At 37.1% G+C, this 24,903-nt stretch carries 20 protein-coding genes; 2 read left to right on the top strand and 18 right to left on the bottom strand.

From position 1 onward, the window contains the following. Positions 1-368: 368 nt before the first annotated feature. Entirely contained in the window at positions 369-1,418 is a 1,050-nt protein-coding gene (locus IGL56_RS05040) for an oxidoreductase (RefSeq protein ID WP_002385973.1), read from the bottom strand. A gap of 24 nt (positions 1,419-1,442) precedes the next feature. Continuing rightward, entirely contained in the window at positions 1,443-2,876 is a 1,434-nt protein-coding gene (locus IGL56_RS05035; RefSeq protein WP_002357890.1) for a glycoside hydrolase family 1 protein, read from the bottom strand. Between the two features lie 242 nt (positions 2,877-3,118). On the opposite strand from IGL56_RS05035, the gene IGL56_RS05030 reads away from it, so the two are divergent. Both IGL56_RS05030 and IGL56_RS05025 read left to right on the top strand, forming a co-directional pair. Next, on the top strand, positions 3,119-3,832 hold the full coding sequence (locus tag IGL56_RS05030) for a GntR family transcriptional regulator (RefSeq protein ID WP_002366529.1): 714 nt from the start codon (positions 3,119-3,121) through the stop codon (positions 3,830-3,832). 270 nt (positions 3,833-4,102) lie between these two features. Continuing rightward, positions 4,103-4,633: a DUF5067 domain-containing protein gene (locus tag IGL56_RS05025; RefSeq protein ID WP_429861330.1), complete on the top strand. Its 531-nt coding sequence runs from the start codon at positions 4,103-4,105 to the stop codon at positions 4,631-4,633. A 32-nt stretch (positions 4,634-4,665) separates the two neighbouring features. Here IGL56_RS05025 and IGL56_RS05020 read toward each other — a convergent pair whose 3' ends face one another. The 16 genes from IGL56_RS05020 to IGL56_RS04945 all read right to left on the bottom strand — a co-directional run bounded on the left by IGL56_RS05020 (position 4,666) and on the right by IGL56_RS04945 (position 24,748). Further along, complete coding sequence (locus tag IGL56_RS05020; RefSeq protein WP_002357893.1) at positions 4,666-5,631, bottom strand: LacI family DNA-binding transcriptional regulator; 966 nt, start codon at positions 5,629-5,631, stop codon at positions 4,666-4,668. 15 nt (positions 5,632-5,646) lie between these two features. Beyond that, positions 5,647-8,922, bottom strand: coding sequence for a GH36-type glycosyl hydrolase domain-containing protein (locus IGL56_RS05015; protein ID WP_002378227.1), 3,276 nt, complete (start codon positions 8,920-8,922; stop codon positions 5,647-5,649). Positions 8,923-8,939: 17 nt separating this feature from the next. After that, the gene (locus tag IGL56_RS05010; protein WP_002388949.1) at positions 8,940-11,090 is read right to left on the bottom strand and encodes a glycoside hydrolase family 3 N-terminal domain-containing protein; all 2,151 of its coding nucleotides are present in this window, start codon (positions 11,088-11,090) and stop codon (positions 8,940-8,942) included. A gap of 4 nt (positions 11,091-11,094) precedes the next feature. Then, a complete protein-coding gene (locus IGL56_RS05005; RefSeq protein WP_429861287.1) occupies positions 11,095-11,859 on the bottom strand; it encodes an endonuclease/exonuclease/phosphatase family protein in 765 nt (254 codons plus the stop codon). Continuing rightward, complete coding sequence (locus IGL56_RS05000) at positions 11,840-12,757, bottom strand: acetylxylan esterase (protein ID WP_002385975.1); 918 nt, start codon at positions 12,755-12,757, stop codon at positions 11,840-11,842. The genes IGL56_RS05005 and IGL56_RS05000 overlap by 20 nt, the downstream gene beginning before the upstream one ends. Next, entirely contained in the window at positions 12,750-13,343 is a 594-nt protein-coding gene (locus IGL56_RS04995; RefSeq protein WP_002357898.1) for a DUF624 domain-containing protein, read from the bottom strand. The genes IGL56_RS05000 and IGL56_RS04995 overlap by 8 nt, the downstream gene beginning before the upstream one ends. A gap of 56 nt (positions 13,344-13,399) precedes the next feature. Next, positions 13,400-14,998: an ABC transporter substrate-binding protein gene (locus IGL56_RS04990; RefSeq protein ID WP_002357899.1), complete on the bottom strand. Its 1,599-nt coding sequence runs from the start codon at positions 14,996-14,998 to the stop codon at positions 13,400-13,402. 17 nt (positions 14,999-15,015) lie between these two features. Then, positions 15,016-15,897, bottom strand: a complete 882-nt coding sequence (locus IGL56_RS04985) for a carbohydrate ABC transporter permease (protein ID WP_010815963.1) — start codon at positions 15,895-15,897, stop codon at positions 15,016-15,018. A 14-nt stretch (positions 15,898-15,911) separates the two neighbouring features. Then, entirely contained in the window at positions 15,912-16,823 is a 912-nt protein-coding gene (locus tag IGL56_RS04980) for an ABC transporter permease (protein ID WP_002382199.1), read from the bottom strand. A 291-nt stretch (positions 16,824-17,114) separates the two neighbouring features. Beyond that, positions 17,115-18,005, bottom strand: a complete 891-nt coding sequence (locus IGL56_RS04975; RefSeq protein ID WP_002384670.1) for a metallophosphoesterase — start codon at positions 18,003-18,005, stop codon at positions 17,115-17,117. A 257-nt stretch (positions 18,006-18,262) separates the two neighbouring features. Next, on the bottom strand, positions 18,263-18,937 hold the full coding sequence (locus IGL56_RS04970) for an AP2 domain-containing protein (RefSeq protein WP_002397195.1): 675 nt from the start codon (positions 18,935-18,937) through the stop codon (positions 18,263-18,265). After that, on the bottom strand, positions 18,888-20,378 hold the full coding sequence (locus IGL56_RS04965; RefSeq protein ID WP_002357905.1) for a helix-turn-helix domain-containing protein: 1,491 nt from the start codon (positions 20,376-20,378) through the stop codon (positions 18,888-18,890). The genes IGL56_RS04970 and IGL56_RS04965 overlap by 50 nt, the downstream gene beginning before the upstream one ends. 411 nt (positions 20,379-20,789) lie before the next feature. Then, positions 20,790-22,046, bottom strand: coding sequence for an NADPH-dependent oxidoreductase (locus IGL56_RS04960; RefSeq protein ID WP_002360528.1), 1,257 nt, complete (start codon positions 22,044-22,046; stop codon positions 20,790-20,792). Positions 22,047-22,064: 18 nt separating this feature from the next. Then, positions 22,065-22,673 (bottom strand): NADPH-dependent FMN reductase, encoded by a 609-nt coding sequence (locus IGL56_RS04955; protein WP_002357907.1) that lies wholly within the window; start codon positions 22,671-22,673, stop codon positions 22,065-22,067. Between the two features lie 26 nt (positions 22,674-22,699). Next, positions 22,700-23,635, bottom strand: coding sequence for an FAD:protein FMN transferase (locus IGL56_RS04950; RefSeq protein ID WP_429861288.1), 936 nt, complete (start codon positions 23,633-23,635; stop codon positions 22,700-22,702). A gap of 222 nt (positions 23,636-23,857) precedes the next feature. Then, positions 23,858-24,748 carry a helix-turn-helix domain-containing protein gene (locus IGL56_RS04945; RefSeq protein ID WP_002382193.1) on the bottom strand — a complete coding sequence of 297 codons (891 nt, stop codon included), beginning with the start codon at positions 24,746-24,748 and terminating at the stop codon, positions 23,858-23,860. Positions 24,749-24,903: the final 155 nt, after the last annotated feature.

Below are 24,903 nucleotides of genomic sequence, written 5' to 3'. Positions count from 1 at the left end.
GTCTTTTTCACACGAATCTTGCTTAGAAAAAACGAGTTAAAAATTAATTTTTTCTCATAACAAGCCTTTTTCTCTTTGAAAAATTATTTTATGAAGTATACTAATATTAACTATAAAGTAGTTTACTTGCATTTATACTGGATATTCGATATCCTATTTAAGGCTCTTCAATTGAGCGAGCATCACAAAAGACATTTTAGTAGCAATTCTTGGGGAAGTAGTGCTACTAAGATGTCTTTCCTTTTTTTATTTTCACTAACGATATACGTTTCTTATATTAAAATTCACAACTCTTTATAAATAAAAGCGCCTGCCCCACAGTTGTCTGGACTGTGGGGCAGGCGCTTTTCAAGTCATTTAAACAAGCTTTAGTTTTCTTTCAAGCGATAAATACTTGGACTTGGGTTAAGAAAACCTGCTTCTAAAATTTCGATGTTAGTTAATGCTTGCTCTTTAGTTACTAGTTGCGGTGCACCATTTTTCAACGTTTCATAGACGGCATCATAATAACGACCGTAATCACCTACAGGCGTTTTAATTTGTTTTTTAATCCAGTCGCCATTGCCATTACGGTAGGTCACTTCTCCATAATACATTGGTGAATCTTCTCCAAAGCCTGGTGCATCCGGCATGATTCCGGCTTTTAAATCATTTTCTTGTTGATCTTCGCCATATTTGATGAACGAGCCATTGCTGCCATGAACAATAAAACGTGGATACGGACTAGCGACAGAATGATTCGTTTTAACTTTTACTTTTAATTTTGAACCATAATGTAAATCAACGTCAAAATAATTATCGACTGCCTCGCTCACTTCATTATTACGAATATCATAAGTGACTTGATCTGGACGCCCGAAAAGAGCAATCATGCGATCCATTAAATGAATGCCTAGTCCGTAAAACGAACCATTTTCTTTAGGTCCTTGTTCCGTGATACTTCCTGGTCGATAATAATCAATATGCGTTTCCACTTCATTGATTTCTCCTAAAAAGCCTTGCTCTACTACTTGCTTCATCGCTAGGTAATCGCCGTCGAAACGTCGATTTTGATAAGGCATCACTACTACCCCTTTTTCTTGCCCTAAAGCAAATAATTCCTCTGCATGTTCTAACGTATCACAGAATGGTTTTTCCACAATCACTGATTTACCAGCTAAAATGGCTTGTTTGGCTAAATCATAATGTGTATGCGCAGGCGTACAGATTGTGACCAATTCAATTTCTGGATCCGTCAATAATTCATTAAGGTCAGTGGTAAAATTTACGCCTTTTTCTTTAAAGGGCGCTGCTGCTTTTTCATTAACATGTAAATCGAAAATCGTTTTCACTTCTAGTGTTTCTCGAATCATTACGTAAGGTAAATGGTAGCGGTTGGCACTTTTACCAAATCCAATAAACCCCATTTTTACTGTCATATTTTCCACACTCTTTTCTTATAATTAGATAAGTCCATTTGTTTCAATGACTTTTTGATACCAATAATAACTGTCTTTCGGGATTCTTTCTAAGGAACCTTTTTGTGTTTCATCTTGATCCACATAGACAAAACCATAACGCTTTTGATAGCCGTTGAGCCACGACAGTAAATCGGTGTAACTCCATGTACAATAACCAATAACTGAAACGCCATCCGTAATCGCCTCTTGAATCGCTTGGATATGGCTTCGCAAATAATCAATACGATACGTATCATGAATTTGTTTATCTTCTGTTAAGGTATCATATTCGCCTAACCCATTTTCAGTAATTAAAATAGGGACTTGATAGCGACTAGCTAATCGTCGTAAGGCAATTCTCAAACCTTGCGGGTCAATGGCCCAATCCCAGTTCGTTCGTTCAACATATGGATTATTTACTTTTTTAAATAAACCCGGTACCCCAGATTCCGTTTCAGACCCCTTTTCACCCGTTGTATTCATCTTCCCTATTCCAACGCCATCTAATGGATTAGCAGCAACCGTATCCGTCCGATAATAATTAATACCTAGAAAATCAGGTTTGGCTGAACGTAGTAACGCTAAATCGCCCTCTTTTATCGTTGGGGCCACACCTTGCTCCTTTAAGTAATTTAATGCGGCAATTGGGTATTCTCCCCAAAGATAGACATCTAACCAAAAATGCGACAGCAAATCTTCTGCATTTTCAGCCGCTAAAACATTGGCAGGATGCGCATCAACGGCATAAACAGGCGTATAAGCAAAGCTAGGGCCAATTTTGCCAGGCATTTCTAATTCATGAAACGCATTAATCACTGCTGCATTGGCTAAATTAGCAATATGATTGGCCTCATACATCCGTTTATTGTCTGTTACGCCGGGAGGATGCACGGCTAATTGATAACCTAACGAAGTAAACACATTTTGTTCGTTTAAACTAATCCAATAGCGAACTTTGCCACGGAAAGCGTCAAATAAAATTTTCGCATAGGCCACAAAATCAGCAATAATTTTTCTTGATTCCCAGCCACCATATTCTTTTTGCAAAACAGCTGGCAAATCCCAATGATATAAAGTTACCATTGGTTCAATTCCTGCCGCTAATAACTCATCAATTAAATCTGAATAAAATTTCAGTCCCGCTTGATTTACTTGACCACGCCCTTCAGGTAAAATTCGTGTCCATGCAATCGAGAAACGATATGCTTTTAAACCTTGTTGTTTCATTAAAGCCACATCTTCTTTGAAACGATGATAATGATCGACGGCTAAATCACCAGTTGTCTCTTTGAACGTTTTTCCTGGTAGCCGAACAAATTCATCCCAAACAGATGCGCCTTTGCCATCTTCATTCCAAGCACCTTCTACTTGATAAGCGGCCGAAGCAGAGCCCCATAAAAAATCTTGCGGAAATGCTTTTAGTTGGTGATGTTCCATTGTCATTCCTCCCTCTTTTCTGTGCTGCCCTTTTATTGTAAAAGGTTTTCACAAAAAGTACCAATCAGATCAATAAGTTCTTCTGTTTACTTTTAAAACTATATAGTTTTAAAAAGAATAAGTCAACTACTTTTATTTAAGTACTTGATTATTAAGTGGTTACGTTAAAAATAAATATATAGTTTCAACATGTTAAATTCATGGTATAATGAGAGAAATACTGGTGATAAAGGAGGACTCTGATGCGGACAAATACACGTTATAAAGAAATTTATGCAGCTATAAAACAGGATATTGAAGCAGGTGTTTATCCAATTAATCAAAAGTTACCCCAAGGTCGTCTTCTTGCAGAAAAATATCAAGTCAGCGAACTAACCATTACAAAAGCCTTACATTTGCTTGTGCAAGAAGGTTATGTTGTCAGACGACGTGGCTCGGGCAGCTTTGTTCAAGACTTTCAAAATCGAACCATTACTAAATTTTCTCCGTTAACCGGCACTTACTCAACCTACGATGGAAAAGTTGAATCCGTGGTTTTAGGCTTTGCAACAGAAGTACCTGAGCCTTGGGTGACTGAAAAATTAAGTATTACAGAAGAAGAGTTAGTCTACAAGATTATTCGCTTACGGATTATCGAAGATGTGCCCTCAATTATTGAATATACTTGGATGCCCGTTGCCCTAATTCCGAACTTGACAATGAAAGAATTGAAAGTCTCCATTTATCAATATATTTCGGAACAATTGCATCAAAAAATTCAAAGTGCGCGGGTCAGCATTTCTGGGATCCGTCCTTCTGCGTTGGAAAAAAAATATCTAAACTTAACCGATAATGATTTCCTGATGCGTGCAGAACAAATTGCTTACCTAGGCAATGGGCATATTTTTGAATACTCAATTGCGAATCATATTCCTAGTGAATTCACTTTTGAAACTGTCTTAATTGCAGAAAAATAGAAAACTTTTATGTTGCCATTTCTCATTTCTAACAAAACGATCTCTTTACTTTGAGCCAATACTTTTTGTTAGAAATGTTTTTCTACTAGTTAAAAATATTTTTCAAATTATATTTCCAAACATGAATTTTGATAAAAGTATTGCTATTTACTAGAACTACGATTAAAATATTGCTTGTAGCACTCTTTTTAATATAGATACAAGCAATTTGTTTTTTACATAGTCAATCAACCAAAGTGAGGACTTTATATGAGGAAACCCTACATTTTAATGAGCTTACTCGTTCTAAGTACCTTATTAAGTGCTTGTTCAACTGTAAGTGGCAGCCCAGCAAGTCAAAGTGCGCCCGCACCTGATGAAGTCTTGGCGACAAGTATTGGGACGTATGAAAATCGAACATTGTTGGTTCCAGATGGGCGTTTAGCCTTAACTGCCTTGCATAAAGGGAAAGATTATCAAGGCAAACCAATGTTTTATGTCCTGTTTGAATTAACCAATACAACCGAAAAAACACAAAATATTCAGCTAATGATTCAAAGTTTTATGGAAGTTAGTCAAACTGTCCACGGAAAAGCCCAAAATTTACAATATGCAGTCTTAACAGATTCACCTTTCCAAGACAAATTAGATCGTTTAGCAGATGAAATCAATCCTGGTGAAACAATCCAAGGCGCTTATCCGTATGAATTTATTAATGAGAACAAGCCGGTCAATTTTAAATTTAGAGATCGCCTTCTCAGTCTGGATGAACCCATTGCATCAGAAGAAATTACCATTACAGAAAAAAGTTTGGTCCGCTAGCTTAGCTAGCATTGGACCAAACTTTTTATTTATTATTCAGATGGAAAAGATTCTCCTTCTATAAAACGTGTGTAAATGTGTTCGCTCTCAGCAAGTTCTCCCCGCATTAAATGAATAATTTTCTCTGCAGCCACCATGCCCCATCGATGTTTAGAATAGGCAATTGTTGCTAATCGCGGTTGCACAAACGCACCTAGTTCAGAATTATCAAAACCAATAATCCGAATGTCTTTCCCCATTTGGTAATTTGTTTCTGCAACATATTTATAGACACCGATCGCCATTTCATCATTAAAAGCAAAAACATCGACTGGTTCTGTCTGTGGTTGACTCAAAATTTTTTTAGCAGCAGCATAACCAGAAGGTTCGGTAAAATCGCCTTGGATAATTTCATAAGGTATCCCAAAACGAGTTAATTCTCGTGTACTAACAGCCAATCGTTCTTGGCTATCATAACCTTTTTCTGGTCCAGAAAGCAGAAGAACCTTTTTTGAACCCACATTGACAAATTGCTCAATTGCCTGCGTGGCACCGCCACGATTATCCAAGAGAACTTGCCGAATATTCCTATGCTCAGTGGTTCGATCAAGGACAACGATCGAATGGCCACGTTCAGCAAACTTTTCAATTTCTTTTGTTGGAAATGTCCAATCTAAAATAATTGCCCCATCCACCATTTTTTCAGGAATGAAAAGATGTGACTTTTTACCGCTGCAGACAATCATCTCATAATCAAACAGTGCTAAGCCTTTCTTAATCCCCTCCAACAATTCACCATAAAAACTACCGCCATAATCGGCCAAATAGACACCAATAATATTGGTTTGACGGCGTTTTAATGTGCGAGCGGCCATGTTAGGAACATAGTTTAGCTCTTCAGCAATTGCTTGGATGCGCGTTCGTGTTTCTTCAGTTACCTTTGAACTACCATTCAATGCGTAAGAAACGGTCGAGATTGATACGCCTGCTTTTTTTGCAATATCTTTAATTCCTACCATGGACTACTCTCCTTTCTAATGGTAAATTTCAATAACACTTGCTTCATTTAATAATGAAAGCACCTCGTCTTTTTGAACTTCCATTCCCCCTTCTCGATAAGGGTTTTCTTCAAACTTAAACGGAACTTCTTGACCATCGATAACTATTTTCGCTGACTGATTTGGATAAAATTTATATGTGACAGGTTTATCAAACAATTGGTAAGTTAGTGTTAAACCAGACAATTTTTCTGGTAACATGGGATCAAAAACCACGCTTTGGGCCTTTTGCCGAATCCCTAAAACAGCTGTAATTAATTGATTTAAATAAATTCCCGGCCCGCTTGAATAAATTCGCCAACCACCTTTTACCCCAATACTTCCATCTTTTAGTTTACCAAAATTTTCTTGTGATTCATACCTTGTTTTAAAATCGCCATCGGAACTACTAAAATAGGCATTGGCTTGGCGTAACTCTGCATTGTGTACCACTTCTTTTAATTGAACTGGATTGATTTGCATTAATGCTTGCCAGGTTTTGTCTCGCTGACCAATTTTCGCCATCGCTTCTGTATAGCGAATGTGCGCATGAACATACTGTAAGCCAATTTCGCGACCAAAATTAGCCGCCTGTTCTGCTCGTTTAAAATTAGTGCTCACACCGCCTCGATAGTTCGCTGGTTTGTTCATTAAGCGCACGCCATCAGGAAACGTTAATTCTTTTTCAATAATTTCTAAATGATGACTTACTTGTTCCGGTGTTAATAATTCAGCTAACATACTACGAGTCATTGGCAATAATCGATATTGAATTCCTGTTTTTTGGTCATTTGGGTGAATCATTTGTTCAAAAGTTTCTGGTGTTTCCATATAAATAAACCCTGGAATCGTTTCATCCGCCAACATATATTTTTGAAAATCGTTCTTTATTCCTGCGACTAAAATTGCTAAGTGCTGACTATAAGTAGCATCGATTTCCGTAATTAAAGCCGCAAATTTTTTCAACACTTGATACGTTAAGGCAACGGTCCAACTACTAGCCATTTGCTCTTTAAGACGATTATCATAAGGTTGTAACGTGTCATCCCAATCGCCGTCACCGTAACAGGATAGAAAAGTTTCTGGTAAAAAATGTTGTTCAATATAATTTATTTCTTTTTTCAAATGTTCAAATAAAGATGCTGTTTCTTTTGTTTTGTGATTATCTTTGCGACTTGTATAAGGGATTTCCGTAGCTAAGATTGAATAATCTGCGGTTTGTTCCAAATAATCAGTCACTACTTTCAACGGCCAGACGATAATATCGCCATGGCTTTCACTGGCTTTTTGTTCTTCGTATCGGTCAAACATAAACCATTGCGGCCAGTTGCCATCGTCCTCAAATTGATTTTCAAATAGATGCTGAATAATGGAGGCCACGATCTTAGGCTGTTGCGTCGCAAAGAAAAATTCTGTCGGTCCTTGCGACACATCTCGTGTGCCCCAAGCTGCTCCACCATATTGTTCTAAGCCATGTGGCGACAAATAATGAACGAGCATATTATGAGTATACCAACGAGTTAATTGATTCATTTGCTGCACACTTGAGTCTGTGTGTGTTAACTCAAAATGATGCAACAAGCCATTAATGAATGCCAAATATTGACTTTCTGCTTTTTCAAAATCTAATGGTGTATTAACTAATGCTTGGTCCTCTATACTGCCCGTAATAAGTAGTGAAAATTTTTGGGTCTTTTCGATTGCCAAGACTAATAAGTCCGCTTCAGCTCCACCAAATAATGTGCTATCGGTTACTTGAAATGATTTATCAACTGTCAATGTATAGGTTAGTTCTGGGTAATAATTTTCTGTAGCAGAATGATTTCCCGTCACTCGAAGCGTTTTGCCAGTTTGTTCTAATTGATAGGTTGGGACTTCTTCCGGTCCTAATAACAAATGGTTAGAAACAGCCCACATATATGCATCCTTTTGACTGGTCACTTCCAATTGAATCACTCTTGAATCAGGCGAAGTGAAGGTGCGTACACGAATTGTGTCCTTTGGCAACTTATAATACCACGTAGCAGAGTTCAACCCCATTTCAAAAGCAGAAGGCATTGTTAGTAAGCGCCATAAGCCATTCTCTAAAATGTAGATTCGTTGACCAGAGCGTTTCATAACGTTTAAAGCGTTTCGGCTATTACTCATTAATTTGTTCATGGTCGTATTTCCTAAAACTACTTGTGAATTGAAAATGCCATACATATACACTGTCGTACTAAGCAAAGGTTCGTCAACCGTTAAGCCTTTACCACTTAATAAAATGTGGCCATGCGCTCTTTCCATGGCAATTTCTTTTTCTTGAAGAACAACATGATGGTAATTTTCCGTGAAAAAGGAATACGTCTGACCTGCTACTTTTTCAATTTGTGTCTGAAGGGGATAAAGTGCGGCCAACTCTTCTTCTGTTAATGGATTTCCTGTGATAGGTTCTCCTAAAAGTTTCGTAGGAGAGTCCTGTGTTTCTTCTAATGAATCGAATGTCACAGTTTCATAAATAGCTTGGAAGGCTTCTTTCGATAAAAAAGGTTCAGCTAATGCTTGCGGATGTGTTTCTGTTACCGCACCATAAAAAACAAATTCCTTACTTTCATTCGTTAATTGGACGGCTTCCGTTTGTAAAGCGGTGTAAGCAAATTCATATTGATAGACTTCATTTGCTAAATATCTTTTCCCCAATGCTTCTGGTGTGTTTGTTTGTTTAAATGAACGTCCGAAAAATTGATAGCCGTCCGTTGAGTAGCCTACTAATTTTTGAAAACTCCCTTGAATAAGGGCTGGAAACTTCTCATTTTGCGGTTGATTTTGTCTCGATAAAACAACAAGCTCTTCGCCCTCTTGCCAAATGTGATGATCAAGATACTGCGACACATACGCTTCATTTGACTGAACGGCTCCTTTGGTCGCTAAGCCAATATCTTGACCATAAACAATATCTACTAAGCCAGTTCCAGTGACATTAACCCGCCAGAACCATTGATTGCTTGGCCCCAAACGAAAGTCAACTTGGTAACGAACCGCTTCAAATTCGCCCCGCCATGTCAATTGGTTATCTGAAAGATAAAAATCACTTTGACTGTTGGAACCAATCATTGGTCGATAATTAATTGTGTCCCCTGTAATTATCCGCAAATAGAGTTGGTTCATACTGCCGTCTAAAGGATTACCTTCTAATTGATTAATCATCATGCCATAGCTATTCAATTCTTTTAAATCACCTGTCTCTAGAAATGTAGCAACTGTGTCTGCTTGCTTAAGCTTCTTTATCTGCATAACTTATCCTTCCCATCTTATTCATTTAACGTGACTGTTGCGGTTTGTACATCGCGACTATTTCCACCAATCATTACGATAAATTCACCTGCATCACTGGTTACCTGATTGTCTGAATGAACATAGCGCACCATATCCTCTGAAAGAAGAAACTGAACTTCTTTTTCTTCCTTTGGTTCCAGCCAAACTTTTTGAAAATCTTTTAACTCTTTAATTGGGCGAACCACTTGTCCCACCAAATCACGTACATAAAATTGCACGGTTTCCTCTCCAGCGATTGGACTGTCATTTCTTACTAAAACAGAGACCGTGACTGGTTGTTCTTTGGTAAATGTTAATGCACTTAGTTGAATTGGTTGATAAGAGAAATGACTATAACTTAAGCCAAATCCAAAGGGATATTTAGCGTAATTAGAGACATCTAAATATTTAGAAACATATTTTTCTTCTGGTGCTGACTCATAAGGACGCCCAGTATTGTCGACATTGTAAAAAATTGGCACTTGACCAACCGTTTCTGGAAACGACATACTTAAGCGACCACTTGGATTGTACTCTCCCCACAAAATTTCTGCTAGCGCATTGCCCCCTTCTGTTCCAGGTTGCCAAGCTTGCACAATTCCTTTTGCAACATCTATCCCTTGTAAATCTAAGGGCCGACCACTGTAGACCGTGACAACAACATTGGGATTTTTCTCAATAATTTGTGCCACTACTGCTAATTGTTTTTCGGGTAGACGAATATCACTGCGACTGGCAGCTTCCCCACTCATCCAATCTGTTTCGCCTAGTGCCACTACTACTTTATCTGCTTGACTAGCTAACGTTAAAGCCTCTTCAATGGCCGCCGCGGTCGGTTCAAAGTAATCAAAGGGTTCTTGGGCAACTAGAAGATTTGTAGTTAATTTTTGGGCACCAGCCACGAGGGAAATGGCTTCTTCTTTCTTTCCTTGCCATGACCAGGCCCCTAAAATATCTTGTGATTGGGCCCCTGGGCCGACAAGCGCGATTTTTTCTTGCGGTGTAAAAGGCAAAATATTTTCATTTTTTAAAAGAACCATTGATTTTTGAGCAATCTTTTTAGCTATTTCTCGATGTTCTTTGCTTAAAATCACTTCTGCTTCCGCTTGTTCATCCGCACCACGATAGGGATTTTCAAATAAGCCTAGCTCATTTTTTAGTTTTAAAATTCGCATAACTGCTTCATCAATAAGTGTTTCAGCAATCCGGCCTTCTTCAAGTAATTCTTTTAAATAATCTGGATAACACGTGGTCATCATTTCAATATCTACACCAGCTTTGATAGCCAATTCTGCTGCCTGTTTTTCATCTTTGGCAACGCCATGAGGAATTAATTCTTTAATCGCTCCCCAGTCTGAAATCACAACCCCTTCAAAGCCAAATTCATTTCGTAATACGTCTCTAAACAGCCATTGGTTGCCTGTAGCAGGAATCCCATCCACTGTATTGAAGGACGTCATGACAAGTTTTGCACCCGCATCTAATCCAGCTTTATAGCCAGGTAAATACATTTCTCTTAGCTGCCGTTCAGACATATCTACCGTATTATAATCCCGACCAGCTAAGGCACCACCATATGCCGCAAAGTGCTTCACGCACGCGGCTACTCGCCAATTGTCTTCTTTTAAATTTTCTCCTTGGTAACCTCTAACCATTGCAGCAGCTAAGCGGCTGTTGAGTAATGGATCTTCACCTGTTGACTCCATGACACGTCCCCAACGTGGATCGCGCACTAAATCAACCATTGGTGAAAAGGTTACATGTAATCCTGAAACAGCAGCTTCTTTTGCTGAAATCTCCGCCATTTTTTCAACCGCTGCTTCATCCCAAGTGCTTCCTAAAGCCAAAGGAATCGGAAAGATGGTTCTGAAACCATGAATAATATCCGCCATTAAAAGTGTTGGAATATTTAATCGATGATTTTGCATATATTCTTTTTGAACACGTTTTGCTTCGTTTGCACCGGAAACACCCAATGTTGTCCCCGCCGTATCAATCGTTTCTTGACTTAGTCCTAGCTCTGACATAGGGCCGGTCTTTTCTTCTGCTTTATCTGAATAAAACGCTGCTGCTAATTGTAATAATTGATTAATTTTCTCATCAATTGTCATTTCTTCGACTAATTGAATCAGTTGATTTTCTTTCATACTCTCACCTTTCTTCAATACATACTTCTGCTTCTAAAGGAAAATGGTCGGAGGGAAAACGTCCATCAATACTATCTGTTAAACTTGCGGTTTGCTGTACTTGCCAACCTTTTACATAAATATAATCAATTTCTTCTAATTCCGCCCAAGGTTTTGTGTAAGTAAAATTTTGAAATGTTCCTCTTGGGCCATAATGAGTAGCTAAATTTTTGCTATCTTGAAATTTTTTTTGAACAAGTTGATGAACCTCTTCCCCCGACTCTGCATTAAAATCGCCCATTAATAAAGTTGGATACTGTGCAATTTTGTCATGTAACTCCTCTAAGATAACGGTCATTCCTGCTAAACGAGCATGAGCTGAAATATGATCCAAGTGAACATTGATGACTAAAAAAGGCGTATTTTGAGTCGTTTCCTTAAATAGTCCCCACAAAGCAATTCTTGGACAGCCAGCTTCAGGATGGATACTTGGCTGCTGAGGTGTTTCAGATAACCAAAAATACCCTGTATCAATAGCCTGAATTTTTTGTTCGTTATAGAGAATCGCTAGTCCTTCTCCTTGACCATCCCCTTCTCTTTCCGCAGAAAGACAGGTCAATGTTGTATACGCCTTTAAATCCCTGACTTGATTCGGTCGTACTTCTTGAATACAACAAAGGCTCCAATCATGAAAATTGATTAACTGACAAACAGCCTCTTTACGAAAAGACCATTGCCAATCTTGGTCATACTCTGTATCTACCCGGACATTATACGTAGCTATTTTCATTTTTAACCTCCTGCAATAGTTGTTGAATTTGACGCATTTCACGACGGATCTGGGTTGTTTCACCGCCACCATGACCTTTTTTCCAATATACTCTGACTGCTTTTCTTGCCTTTATCTGATGATAAGAAGGGAAAAAATCTTTCATTGGACATATCGGATCGTGACTCCCAACAGAAGCAAAGACTGGATTTTTAATTTGCGAAACAAAGTGACGACTATCAAAATAAGGAAGAACCGCGGCAATTTTTTCATGCGCTTGAGGATGCTCTTGTAAGTACTGATGAATAATTTGATACGAACCCGTTCCTTCTGCTACTCGATTTTCTAAACAAGAATGACTTGGAACATCTGCAAAAGTAGCTAAAATCGGGAAGTCGACTAAACTGTTCACCATTAACACTACGCCACCCCCTTGGGAACCACCACGAAGAATGATTTGGTCCTGATTAATTTCAGTAAAGGTACGCACCACTTCTACGCTACGTAAATGGTCGGCAAACAAACGGCGTTGGTACCAATCTTCTTTGTCTAGAAATCCTCGTCCCATTGGTGCTTCATGCCAAATTGTTTGATATGGCACGCGATCTTTGGTTAATCCCCCTTGACCTCGATTATCAATGACAAAACAAGCACAACCAATTTGTGTCCAATGAGCAAATTGCCAAGGTTCTTGAATATGATTCATATAGCCTAAACAGTCAATCACTATTGGCTGTTTCCCCGCCGTTTTAGGAAGTAACAAATAGCCAAAGATGCGCTCACCTAGGAAACTTAAAAAGTCGACCTGTTCCACTTGAACATTTTCCAATGGATAGTCAATGACCCGCCGATGGATATCTAGCGGTATTTTTTGAAGTTCTTCCTTTGTCTTTTCCCAAAACTCAAAATACTCATTCATGTTCCACACCTAACACTTTCTGAAAAAACGCAACTTGAAGAAAAGCCGTTGTCCCGAATCCTAACGCAATATATAAAAACAAATTAAGCTTATAGAAAAAAACAAACGTTAAAAGAGGTAAAATAAACAAAATAATCGCATTTGCACTATTACTTAAGACCACATAAACCGTCTCACCTAGTGTCTTTTTAACGGACCAATTAAAAACGGAAAAGAGAAAAAGAAAACTCGTCAAAAATAATGCAACAAAACTTAATAGAAAAATAGCTAAGAAACCTAAACTAGTGGCTATTTTAAATAAACTTGTTACGACAATACCGCCCAGTAAAAAAGCAACGAACAAGACACCTGTTAAAATAAAACCTCGCATGATGTTATTTTTTAATGCTGTCCAAAACGTTCGCAAAACAGGAATATCTTTTTCACGATACAAACGATAGATCGTTCGATACAACGCAATTAAGCCGACACCGCTAAAGATGCCTGTTATACAGGTAATTAAAAAGAGAAAATTAATAATGATCAAGTTGGCAATAAAAGAAAAAATCCGATAATACCAACCTTCATATGCAAATAGCTTATTCATATTAAAAGAGAAAAGCGGATTTCTCGTTGCTTTATCCGCTTTTCTCTCCTCCTCTCTTACTTAAGTTTGTCTCTGTTTTCCGCCATTTTCTCAGATTTTATTTTTTCAATTGCATCCCATTTATTTGATTTTAAGAATGCTTTGTAGTCTTCTAAAGATTTGTCAAAGGCTTTATCATCTTTCGCACGAATCATTGAAATAACGGTTGTATTTAGTTTGGTTTCAATCGCTTCATTCGCCCGAGCTTCCGGCGTTCCCGCATCTGGATTAATATTTTCAATTACGAAATGTGGGACTAATTTTCCTTTGCCCCATTCTTGCATTTGCGTTAAGGCACTTTCCATTGGCACTTTTAGTTTATTAACACGGTCATTGTTAAAGTATAGGAAACGACTAATGCCATATTTTTTGTTGTAGGCATCATTGTCTGTTTGTTCTAATTTTTTCACTTCTGGTAAATAATCAATTTTTCCTTGATCATTGTACGCATAAGTAACTCCTTCAACACCATATTTTGTTAAAATTTGTCCTGGTTCATCAATTAAATATGTGAATAGTTGAGTGACTTTCGCTGGATCTTTCGCATCTTTCGTAATGTAATTACTTAACCAACCTGAAATGCCGGTTTGATTTAATGTTGGTTTTCGGCCAGAAGTGCTACTTGGTCCATCAATGGCTATATAACGTGTGCCAGATTTTTTCATAAATTCTGTAAAGTTCCCACCTTGACCGCTGGTTCCAGCAACGAGCATGGTTGCATAATTTCCTTGTTTCACTTTTTCATCAAACGTTGCCCCATCATCTGTGAAGCTATCATCACTAATATTTCCTGCTCGGTAAACATCATTAAATGTTTTTAACCATTCTAAATATTCTTTATCTAAATTTCGATCATAGTATTTACCATTTTTATCCTCTAAAGGAACACCTAAGAAGTCTTGTAATTTGTCTAAAAATGGTCCTGCACCATCGCCCACTGTGGTGAAGCCCATTGGGGTCATCTCAGGATATTTTTCTTTAATCTGTTGCATGACTTTTTCAAAATTTTCTGGTGTTGAAACGTCTGGCTTGCCTAATGCATTATAGACATCTTCACGAATAACAAAATTATCATTTACTGGGATATTTCCACTTTCATAATCCGCTTTTGTATTAGAGTAATTAGGGTAACCATATGTTTTTCCATCCTCTAAGGCATACCATTTAAACGTATCTTGGTTAACAACTTTCATTAAATAGGGGTCATATTTTTTAGCTAAATCGTTTAAAGAATAGGCCCAAGAATCTGCTTTCAATGCTGCTTGTCCAGTTTTTTCAGTTAATGTCACGATATCAGGCATATCTCCACTTGAAATCATGGCATTTAATTTTGAATCATCGCCGGAAATAAATTCAATATCCACATTTAAGTCTTTTTTAATCTGCGCAGTGGTCACGTCTTTTCCAAAAGGCAGCGCCGTCCAATCTGAGTTAATATACCATTTAATCTTGGTCGGTTCTTTCTTCTTATCTAACTTCCAAGCAGGCGTCTTTTCATCTAATTCATACCGATCCTTAATTGAGACATCTGAGCTAGCTTTCTTTTCCCCACCGCTACAGGCCGCTAAACTAACGACCGCCGTTGCCACCAATAAACCGCCTAAAACTTTTTTCATATTGTTCCCTACTTTCTTTATTCTTTTACTGCACCGGCCATCATACCGCCGATAAAGTGTTTTTGTAGTAATGGATAAATGATTAAAATTGGTATCGTTGTAATGACAATTGTTGCCAGCTGAACACCACGTGTCGTTGCCTGCACCGCCATATCTGTACTGCCGCTCTCTGTCATGGTACTCAAGTTGGATTGAACAATAATTTCATAAATTTTCATCTGCAATGGATACAGATATTCTTTGGTAATATATAATTTCGTGGTCATAAAGTCATTCCATTGACCAACCCCATTAAATAAAATAATGGTGGCTAATGCCGGTTTTGTTAAAGGTAAAAAGATTTTATAAAAAATTTGAAATTCACTGGCGCCGTCTATTTTGGCGGATTCTTCTAAAGATGGTGGAATTTCTCGGAAAAAGTTCATTAAGATGACTACATCATAATAGCTAAATAAAGCTGGAATGATATATACCCAGAAAGTATCTAAGAGTCCTAATGACTTAATCAAAAGATACGTGGGAATCATGCCCCCACCAAAGTACATTGTAATAACACCCATCGTTGTATAAATGTTACGCCCGACTAGTCTAGATTTACTAAGTCCATAGGCGACAATTGCACAGAACAGCGTATGCGTCGACGCACCGATGACTGTTTTTAAAACAGAAATCAAAAACGCTCGCGGAATGCTACTATCCGAAAAAACTTTCCGATAATTTTCTAGCGTAAATCCTTTCGGCCATAAAACCAAGCCTTTACCGGCTAAACCCGAACTTGACGAAACTGAGGAAACTAAAATATTCCAAATTGGCACGATAATTAATAAAGAAAACAACACAAGAATTAACGTATTGAAAAAGTAAAACCATTTGTTTTCTTTTGATTTTCTTTTAATCACAGCTGTTGCCTCCTTTATAAAATAACCGACCGACCATTGTTCATTTTTCTAGTAATGCGATCTGTAATGACTAATAAAACAATTGAAATAACAGAAATCCCTAAACCAACTGCCGTCGCATAAGAAAAGTCCCCTTGCGTTAGCCCCATACGATAAACAAATGAATTAATTACTTCTGATTTGTTTTGGTTTTGAGCATTCATTAAAACCAACGTTTGATCTAAGTTCGATCCCAATAAACCGCTAACATTTAGAATTAAGTTCAACGAAATAATCGGCGCTAATAAGGGCAAAGTAATCGTTCGGATTTGTGTTAATTTTGAAGCACCATCAATTCTCGCGGCTTCATAAAACGTTGGATCAATGCGAGACATACCAGCAAGATAGAGAATCGTGCCCCAACCTACTTCTTTCCACAAATCAGAAAGAACAGCAATCCACCAATACTTATCAGGATCTAACAAATGATTGACGCCCTGATTCATTAAGCCTAACGACATCATGACTTGGTTGATAAAGCCATTTGTTGAAAGCCACGAAATCAACATCCCGCCTAAAACGATCCAAGAAAAAAAGTGCGGAATATAAGAAATTGTCTGAATCACTTTTTTTAAATGTCCATCTCTCATTTCAAAAATCATTACCGCTAAGATAATCGGAATAGCGAATCCTAAAAAAAGTTTCATTAAACTAATCGCTAAGGTATTACGAACTGCTTCCCAAAAAAAACTATCTTCCATAATGATTCGAAAATTTTCAAGTCCAACCCATGGTGCAGAAGAAACCGTGTCAACAATCGTATAATTTTTAAAAGCAATGATAATTCCATAAATTGGAATGTAGTTAAAGACAATCATGAATGCTACACCCGGAAGTACCATCCAATGCAATTGCCGCTGATCATAAAACTTTTTTAGTTTTTTCATAAGCAGGGTTCCTTTCTTTTTAGTGAAACGTTTCTACAAACAGATTATACATTCACTTCAAACAGTTGTAAACCCTTACATTATGGTTTTATTTAAAAATAACAGCATTAAAAAGCGCTATAGACCATTTATAAAGAAATTGTTTTCCCTGCTTCTTTTTCCATAAAAATACTCTTTTCTAGATATTTTAAAGCATTTTATAGAAACGTTTCACCAAAATATGAACATCTTTTTCTTAAAAATAATTCTGTTAAATAACAGAAAAAAGTCTGGTCGGATTGACCAGACTTTTTAAATATAGATAGTAAAATGTGTAATTTCAGGGATCACCCCAAAACGGGCATGAATGGCGGTCGTTCCTAAGCCTGTATTAACATATAGTTGCGTTTCTTGGTCCAACTGATACAATCCTCTGGTATACTTTTCTGCTAAAACATTTGTGATTGGATAAAAAGGAATCCAAATTTGTCCGCCATGGCTATGTCCTGCTAAAACTAACTGTGTACCCGTACCAACAAATGCATCCGCGACATCTGGTTCATGGGTCATTAATAACGCATAGTCATACGTTTCTCGATAGGATAATGTTTCTGAAACGGAAGGATTTCCTAATAACGAGTCATCTAAACCACCAATAAAAAGACGGCGTCCATCTGCTAAGGTTACTGTTTCTCCTTGGTTTTTCATAACGGTAAAGCCACTGGCCTCCATGACTTCATCATACACCGCAGAAGCACCGCCACCATAATCATGATTTCCCCAAACTGCATATTTTCCAATTGTCGCTTGTAACTGTTTTAACTTTTCAATCATCGGTTCTTTTTGTTGCGGATTTTTGGCATAATTGTCAAATAAATCACCTGTAAAAACGATAATATCTGGTTTTTCACGATTGACTTTTTTTATGACTTTATCTAACCGCTTCGTCTCATAAAATTCTGAAACTTGTATATCCGAAAGTTGCACAACATTCAATGGTTCTCGTTGATTTTTCTTTCCCAAAGTCACCTGATTAACGTGAACTAAATTCGGCTCAATCTTCCACGCATAGATTGGGAGTGCGATAATTAAGAAAAAAAATAAGAGCATTATACTTAAACCAATTTTTTTAACCACATCACTCGCTCCTTTCTTTTCTTTGATTTCCGAAGACTTAGTATAGAGAAAAATCTTCTTAACCACAATCTAAAACAAAGGAAATTAAGGCTTTGTTAAACAACCTAAAGAATTTCCACAATCTCTTATCCTTTTCTTAGCTTTTTTATAAAAAAAGCTAGATAATTTCATCTGTCGATGAAATTATCTAGCTAGAACATTCTTCTCTTAATGATGATGTTTTCGAAACGTTTGATAACCAATTAAGCAAAATAAAATCCCCAATAAAATCATTCCAGTTACTGAAAATAAGCCTGCTAACATCTTTCGCATCCTCTCTGTTGCTAAACTTCCTTATTTGTAGTCACTATTTCTTGTTGTAAAATTGGTTGAAATAGACGACGTTCTGCTAATTTTCTTGCTAAAATTGCTTCACTTTTTTTCGTAAAGATACCTAAGTTATGGCGCTTGCCTTTCAAAGAGATATAAGCCAGCCATTTCCCAGAAGCGGTCTGGCTCACTCCTTTGTGTCCACTGCTATTATTTTTGGGGCGTTTACTTTGTAACTTCCCTGGAATTACGCCAGCAACTCTTTGTCGGTAATCCTTCTTTTTACGATGACCGCAACTTTTGGTATGGCCATTCAACAAATTTTCACAGCGAACCCAGCAAGATTGTCCGCACGAACACAGACAATACGCTTTCATTGTCTGTTGAATACTTTCAATCCGTACCACGACTAATTCATGATAGTTTTTTTTCAACATTGTTTGATAGCGATGGTGAGCACATTTCGTTCGATACCCACGAATTAGTTGTCTTCTTGAAGCTTCTGCATAGCTCCCACAAGAACAGCGACAGGCCCAAACAATCAGCCCTTCTTTTCTTTTTGCCGTTGGTGCTACTACTGTCAACTCACCAAACTTTTGACCAGTTAAGTCTTTATAGTTAACTGCTTGTCTCAATTGACTATCCTTCGTATTCTTGTTCTCGCCACATCTCGATTGGGTCTCTCTCATAGTGCTCATTTTTCTGAGTCTCTCCCTTTCTTAGTTCTCTGACTACCTCAGCAAATACTTGCCAATCTTTTGTTTCCGGCAAATGACGCCATGTCAATTGACGACACCGTACTTTCGAACTATAAAAATCGGACAAATACAAATCGGTTTCTAAGGTTAATTTGTGATCAATCATAACATCCATATAATTGAAAGAAGCAATAATTTTTGCAATAAAGCGGTTATAATCCTCCCCACCAGAAAAATCAACAAATACATGAATCGTTTTTTCAATTGCGCAAAAAGAACGATCATTTAACAAACAAAACATAAAATCATAGTATAGATGCACGCGTTCATACATTAAAAATCGTTTTTGATGCAGCGACTCTGTCTTTTGTATAAAACCATCTAAGGCGCGATGAATTTGAGGAAACCGCTCTTCAAAGAAACTGCTCTGCTTGGCGGGAATAAATGCAGCCACTGAAAAGTATAGGCGGTCCCAGCGATAACAAATCAACTTTAATTTTTCTTTTGTTTCCACCGTAATTCGCTTTTCAAAGAAAGGAATAACACTATTCATATGATCAATAAATTCGTCTAACATGGTTAACTTATCTGGAAAAACAATCGGACTATCAATGTATTCATTTAAACTTAAAAAAAGAAAAATATATGAAGTCTCTTTGCCAAAATCCTCTTTAAAAAGAGGGGTTTCGCTTGTATAAATTTTTTCAAACGCATGCTGTAAACAGCTAGGCACATGAACTTCCGTAAAAGAGTCCACTACATGATCAGAAAATACACGAAAACGTTGGATCGTTAAAAGAATAAATAGTTGTGCGCTTTGATTAAGACTAAACGTTCTTTGATACATCAGTTGTAAATCGTTTATAAATCGTTTAATGCCAGGACTATTTTCCATCAAAATGTTAGGCAGCCTTTCTTGATTACTTCCATAAAAATAATACAAGCATTGAAAACAAAAACTTCGGATATTTTTCTCTTCTCCAACCAAGCCTGTTGACTTTAATTTAATATGCCAATTAGCTAAAATCAGATTTAGTTTATACGAGAAGGCATAAATTTTGCTTTTGCTCATAAAATGAATTTGAGAAAATTCTTGAATCGTGTGCTTTTGATAGAGGCCCACATCAAGAAGCAACTTGGCCATTAGTGATTGATCAAAATAATATTTTCTTAAGGCTTGATAATCAATTTGCGATAATTTTTGCGCACTAATCAGTCCTTTAGCTGGAAAAAGAATTTGACTCCTTGAAGAAATCTGTGTACATTCATAATTTATTTGACGGCACAACGATTCTAACTTTTGAGTGGATAAATCAAAATATCCATAAAATTCTTCTTTTAATAATGGACCTTCACTATTCATAAAAGTTTGATAAATAAGTAATTTATCTCGGAATTCTTGGTCTAATAATTCATCTAACAAAGTAGTCACATTTTCAACTCCAAACTATCACGCCTTAAGTATCTATTTTTTTAACAAGACGTGAGTGTCAATCTTGCTTATTTTTTCCACAAATTTAAAAATGATTCTTTCAATATTTAGGAATCTTCATAGAAAAGTATTATTTTAACCAAAAAAAGCCCCCTTGCGTCACCAAGGAGGCTTTTTTTGTTATTTTTTTACTTTAAATTTAAAGAAAAGCTGATTTGTTTGACTAATTTTCTGTTTCTTTTCTAGCCTATTCGTCAAAAATGATTGAAACTTTTGGTTCGTCTTCTATACTATCTTCCTATAAAGTTCTTACTCTTTTAAGTATCAGCTTCTGTCAATAAAAGTCCTCATTTGGCATTGCTAATCTGAATACAGTATGACTACTTGTTGCCGCTATTTTTTGCTGTTATTTTACTCTTTAATTGAAGCGCTAGAAACGCTGTCAACTGTTGGCTTTTCGGTCGCTGACTCTTCTTCATGGACTGATGCACTTGAGACACTATCTGCCGTTTCTGGCGCTTCTTTTTTGGAGGCACCACTGACTGCATCGACGTTTTTTCCACCGACTAATTCTTGCCCAGTTTGTTTTAAATACCAATCAACAATTGGTTTAAAGTCTAAAATATACTCATTAATTCCCGCGTAATTTCCATTATCATCATACATCGCTTGATAGTTATGCACTACATAGGTATCTGGTCCGTGCATTGGAACATGAACGCGAATAGCATCTGTTTTTCCTGACCGTAATTGTTGAATCACCCATTCTACATTTTTCAATGCTTTTGGCGGATGGCAATTCGCTAATGGATTACCAACTTGTCCTGGTTGCCGTTTAGCAAACATTTCTTCAGCAGCCATTTTTTTATTGTAATATAAAAATTGATTGTTACTGTCTGCATAAGTCAATTCCATTGGCATTGATTTTAAGAAATAATTTAGCTGATCTACGGTTAAAATGCCTCGATCTAATTTTACATATGTGTCGCCTTCCACAGCCTGAACCGCTTCTGCTGCTTGTTCTACCCAATCATCTGCTGCCATATCAACCCCTTCGATCGTTGTTTCAATGGTTCCTTTTGCATGTAAATCCTCAGGTAAGTCTTTTGGCTTAGCTCCTTCTAATTTTGAAATCACATCAATGAATTCCACGAATTTTTGTAATGTGCTTTCTAAAAATTGACGTGTTCCCTCCGCAATTAAGTTGCCGTTTTCATCAAATGCTTCTTTAGCTTTCCCTAATAAAAACTCGTTCCCAGGCATCACGATTGCATTGACACCAGGTGCATCAAGAATTTGACGGAGATGTAATTGCGCACGCGAGGTTCCTTGATCATAATAAGAGCAACCAACAATCATTACTGGTTTATTTTCCAGCGGATGAATTTTGAATGATAACCATTCTAACACACTTTTCAAACCGGCAGGAATGGTATGGTTATGTTCGGGCGTCGCAATAATTACGCCGTCTGCTTGTAAAATTTTGCGATTCATATTCTGAATCAAGACACTGTTCGTTTGATCCTTACTTTGATTAAACATTGGAATATCTTTAATTTCTAAAATTTCCAAGTCGAACATTTTATAAAACTCTTTGCCAATATATTGCAGTAGTAACCGATTATAAGAAGAATCAGCGTTTGATCCGACGATCCCAATTAATTTCATTTTATTCACTCCATTTCGTTAAATCGTTTCCCATGAGAAATTTTCTGCTTCTTTTTTATTTTGCGCATGCGCATGTTTCAGCTGTTCTGTAATTTCAATAAATACACAAAAATCTGCAAACAGACCAGCTAGTTTATCTATTTGTTCTGAATCTTTTAACGCATTGTTTTCATCAAAAGCTTGTAAGGAATGCGCTAATAGAAATTCAGAGCTTGGCATAATTCGTGCTTTCAATTCAGGAGCATCTAAAATTTGACGCAGATGCGCTTGTGCTCTAGAGGAACCTAACGTGCCATAGGATGCACCAGTAATCATAACTGGTTTATCAACAAACGGAAAAATCCCGTAAGATAACCAACTTAGGGCATTCATCAAAGAAGCCGGCACCGCATGGTCATATTCAGGCGTACTGATAATGACGCCATCTGCTGCTTCAATTTTTTCAGCAACCGTTTTAACTATTTCTGGCAAAACTTTGTCTTCTGGCTTGTTAAACATAGGAAAGTCAACAATTTCAACTAGTTCAATGTCAGCCTCCTGCGCAAAATAGTGTTGCATAAATTGCAAAAGTTGACGATTGGTTGATTGCTCTGAGTTCGTTCCTACTAAGCCGATAATTTTTTTCATAATGAGCTGTCCTTTCTTTTTCGGTTCTATGAATGGATAATGTGAAGAGTATCTGCTAATCCGCTGCTATATAAAATTTGCTGGTCTTGTGTAATGATGACTCCTTCAATCCCATCTAGTTGATTGAGGATTTCAAGCGCTTCTGGAATTGGATAACCAAATAAACGCGTTGTCCAAATCTCACCATCCACTGAAGCATCCGAGATAATTGTGATGCTGGCCATTTCAGTTTCCAATGGGTATCCGGTTGTCGGATCCAACAGATGGTGATAGACTCGCCCAGCTTCGGTTAAACTTCTTTCATAAATGCCCGACGTCACAACCGATTGATTAGCCACTTCGACAAGTAAGCTGATTGTTTCTCTGGATTCTTGCGGATTGCGAATACCAATTCGCCATTTTTTGTTTTGATGCGTAGAGGGCCCCAACGTCACAATATTGCCGCCCAGATTAATCAAAGCAGACGTCACATGGACTTCTTTCAAATAGGCAATTAGTAAATCAGCGATATAGCCTTTTGCTAAAGCCCCCAGATCTAATTTCATTCCTTCTTCTTCCAAAAAAACCGTTTGTTTTAAGGGATTTAAGTGAATCTTTTCTGGATTAATTTTTTTCAAACAGGCTTTAATTTCCTCGTCTGACGGGACACGGGCATCTTTAAAACCGATTCGCCACGTTTGAACTAACGGGCCAATGGTAACATTCAAATGACTAGCTGGATCACAACTATGTTTTTTCCCTACTGCAATTAATTGATACAACTCTGGATGAACGCTGACTGGTTTTTGCCCAGCCTGTTGATTGACAGCCATCAGTTCCGAAGTTGAATCATTTGCACTAAAACGTTGTTCATAAGTGATCAATCGTTGATGCACTTCTTCTAGAATTTTTTCAGGTTCTTCATGGTCTACAAATACATCTATTACTGTGCCCATCAAATAAATAGTTTGACTTTGTTGCACCTCAAGACTTCCTCTCCACGAAAGATTGTGTTTTATTTCACATTTATTCACAAATGAATCATACGCCTTTATTTGATGCCAGTCAAGTCGTTTATATATTTTTTTATATAAAATAACGACCTTAAAATTTTCATTTAAGGTCGTAACGCGTCTTGAACTCTTTTAAAAAAACGCTTTTTTTATTATATTTTGAAAATAAATATATATAATTTTCTATATAAACTAATTATTCTTAGATAAAATTGTTTCTTTCAATGTTTGAATTGCTTCCAACAAGATGCGGTTTTTATTGATTTTTGCATACGCGCGGGCATCTTGTAGTAGTTCTAAAATTTGCTCTTGCGGCTTTTCTTCAGCTAAGGCATTTTTCGCAAGCTGGAAAGCTGCTCTTGCCAAGTAATACGTGACGTGATTATCAGAACAGATGGAAATCGCATACTCTAACAAAGCATCACTTGTTTCTAAATCGCCTTTTTCTGCATAAAAAACACCACAGTGAAAGACAACATTTAATACTCGCCAAGTATCTTCCATTGATTGAATAGTATAAAGATAAATTTCCTTGAAGACCTTATTGAAATAAAATTCGGCTTTCTCAATTTCGCCTTCTTTGGCATAGGCCATGCCAATTCCAGTAAAAGCTAACAAACGGTAAATATCGCTCGTGTATTTTTGCTCTTCAAACAGAAGTTTTTCAAAGGTAAATAAGCAATCCATCAACGAAGCATTTTGAAAAATCATGACAAAGCCTTGTAAATAATAATATTCTAATAACAGTTGGGAATCTTTGATTTCATCAAAAGGAATATTTTTTAAAATTGTTTGCAATTGGTCATGTTCGCTGGTAATCAAGAAGAATTCTGCTTCTTCCATTTTTTCAAGAATTTCAGGTTGTTTAATTCCTACACGCGGGAAGAGTTCCCCCAAAGGTAGCTCTAAACGATTGCATAGTTGGATCAATATTTTTAAAGTTGGGACTTGACCATTCTTTTCAAAGCGACTAACCGTAACTTGCGTACAAATCCCTTTAGCCAATTCACTTTGCGACAAACCACGTGCTTTGCGTTTTTCTATAAACCGTTGTATATTCATTGCTTTTCCTCTCATTCTCATCTTCTCAAACTTACTATAATACAACTTACCTTAAAAATATATATAGAAAAAGAAAAATGTTTATAACAAAAAAGAACACAGACAACTCTTTCATTAAAAGTTTGTCTGAGCTCTATTAGAACCTGAATCACTAAACGTCAATTCAGCGTTATTTA

Origin of the sequence: Enterococcus sp. DIV1316a (assembly GCF_050536915.1) — a bacterium.
In the GTDB taxonomy this organism is placed as follows: domain Bacteria; phylum Bacillota; class Bacilli; order Lactobacillales; family Enterococcaceae; genus Enterococcus; species Enterococcus faecalis.
The sequence above is the reverse complement of the archived record's forward strand: the minus strand, read 5'-3'. Positions and strand labels throughout refer to the sequence as shown.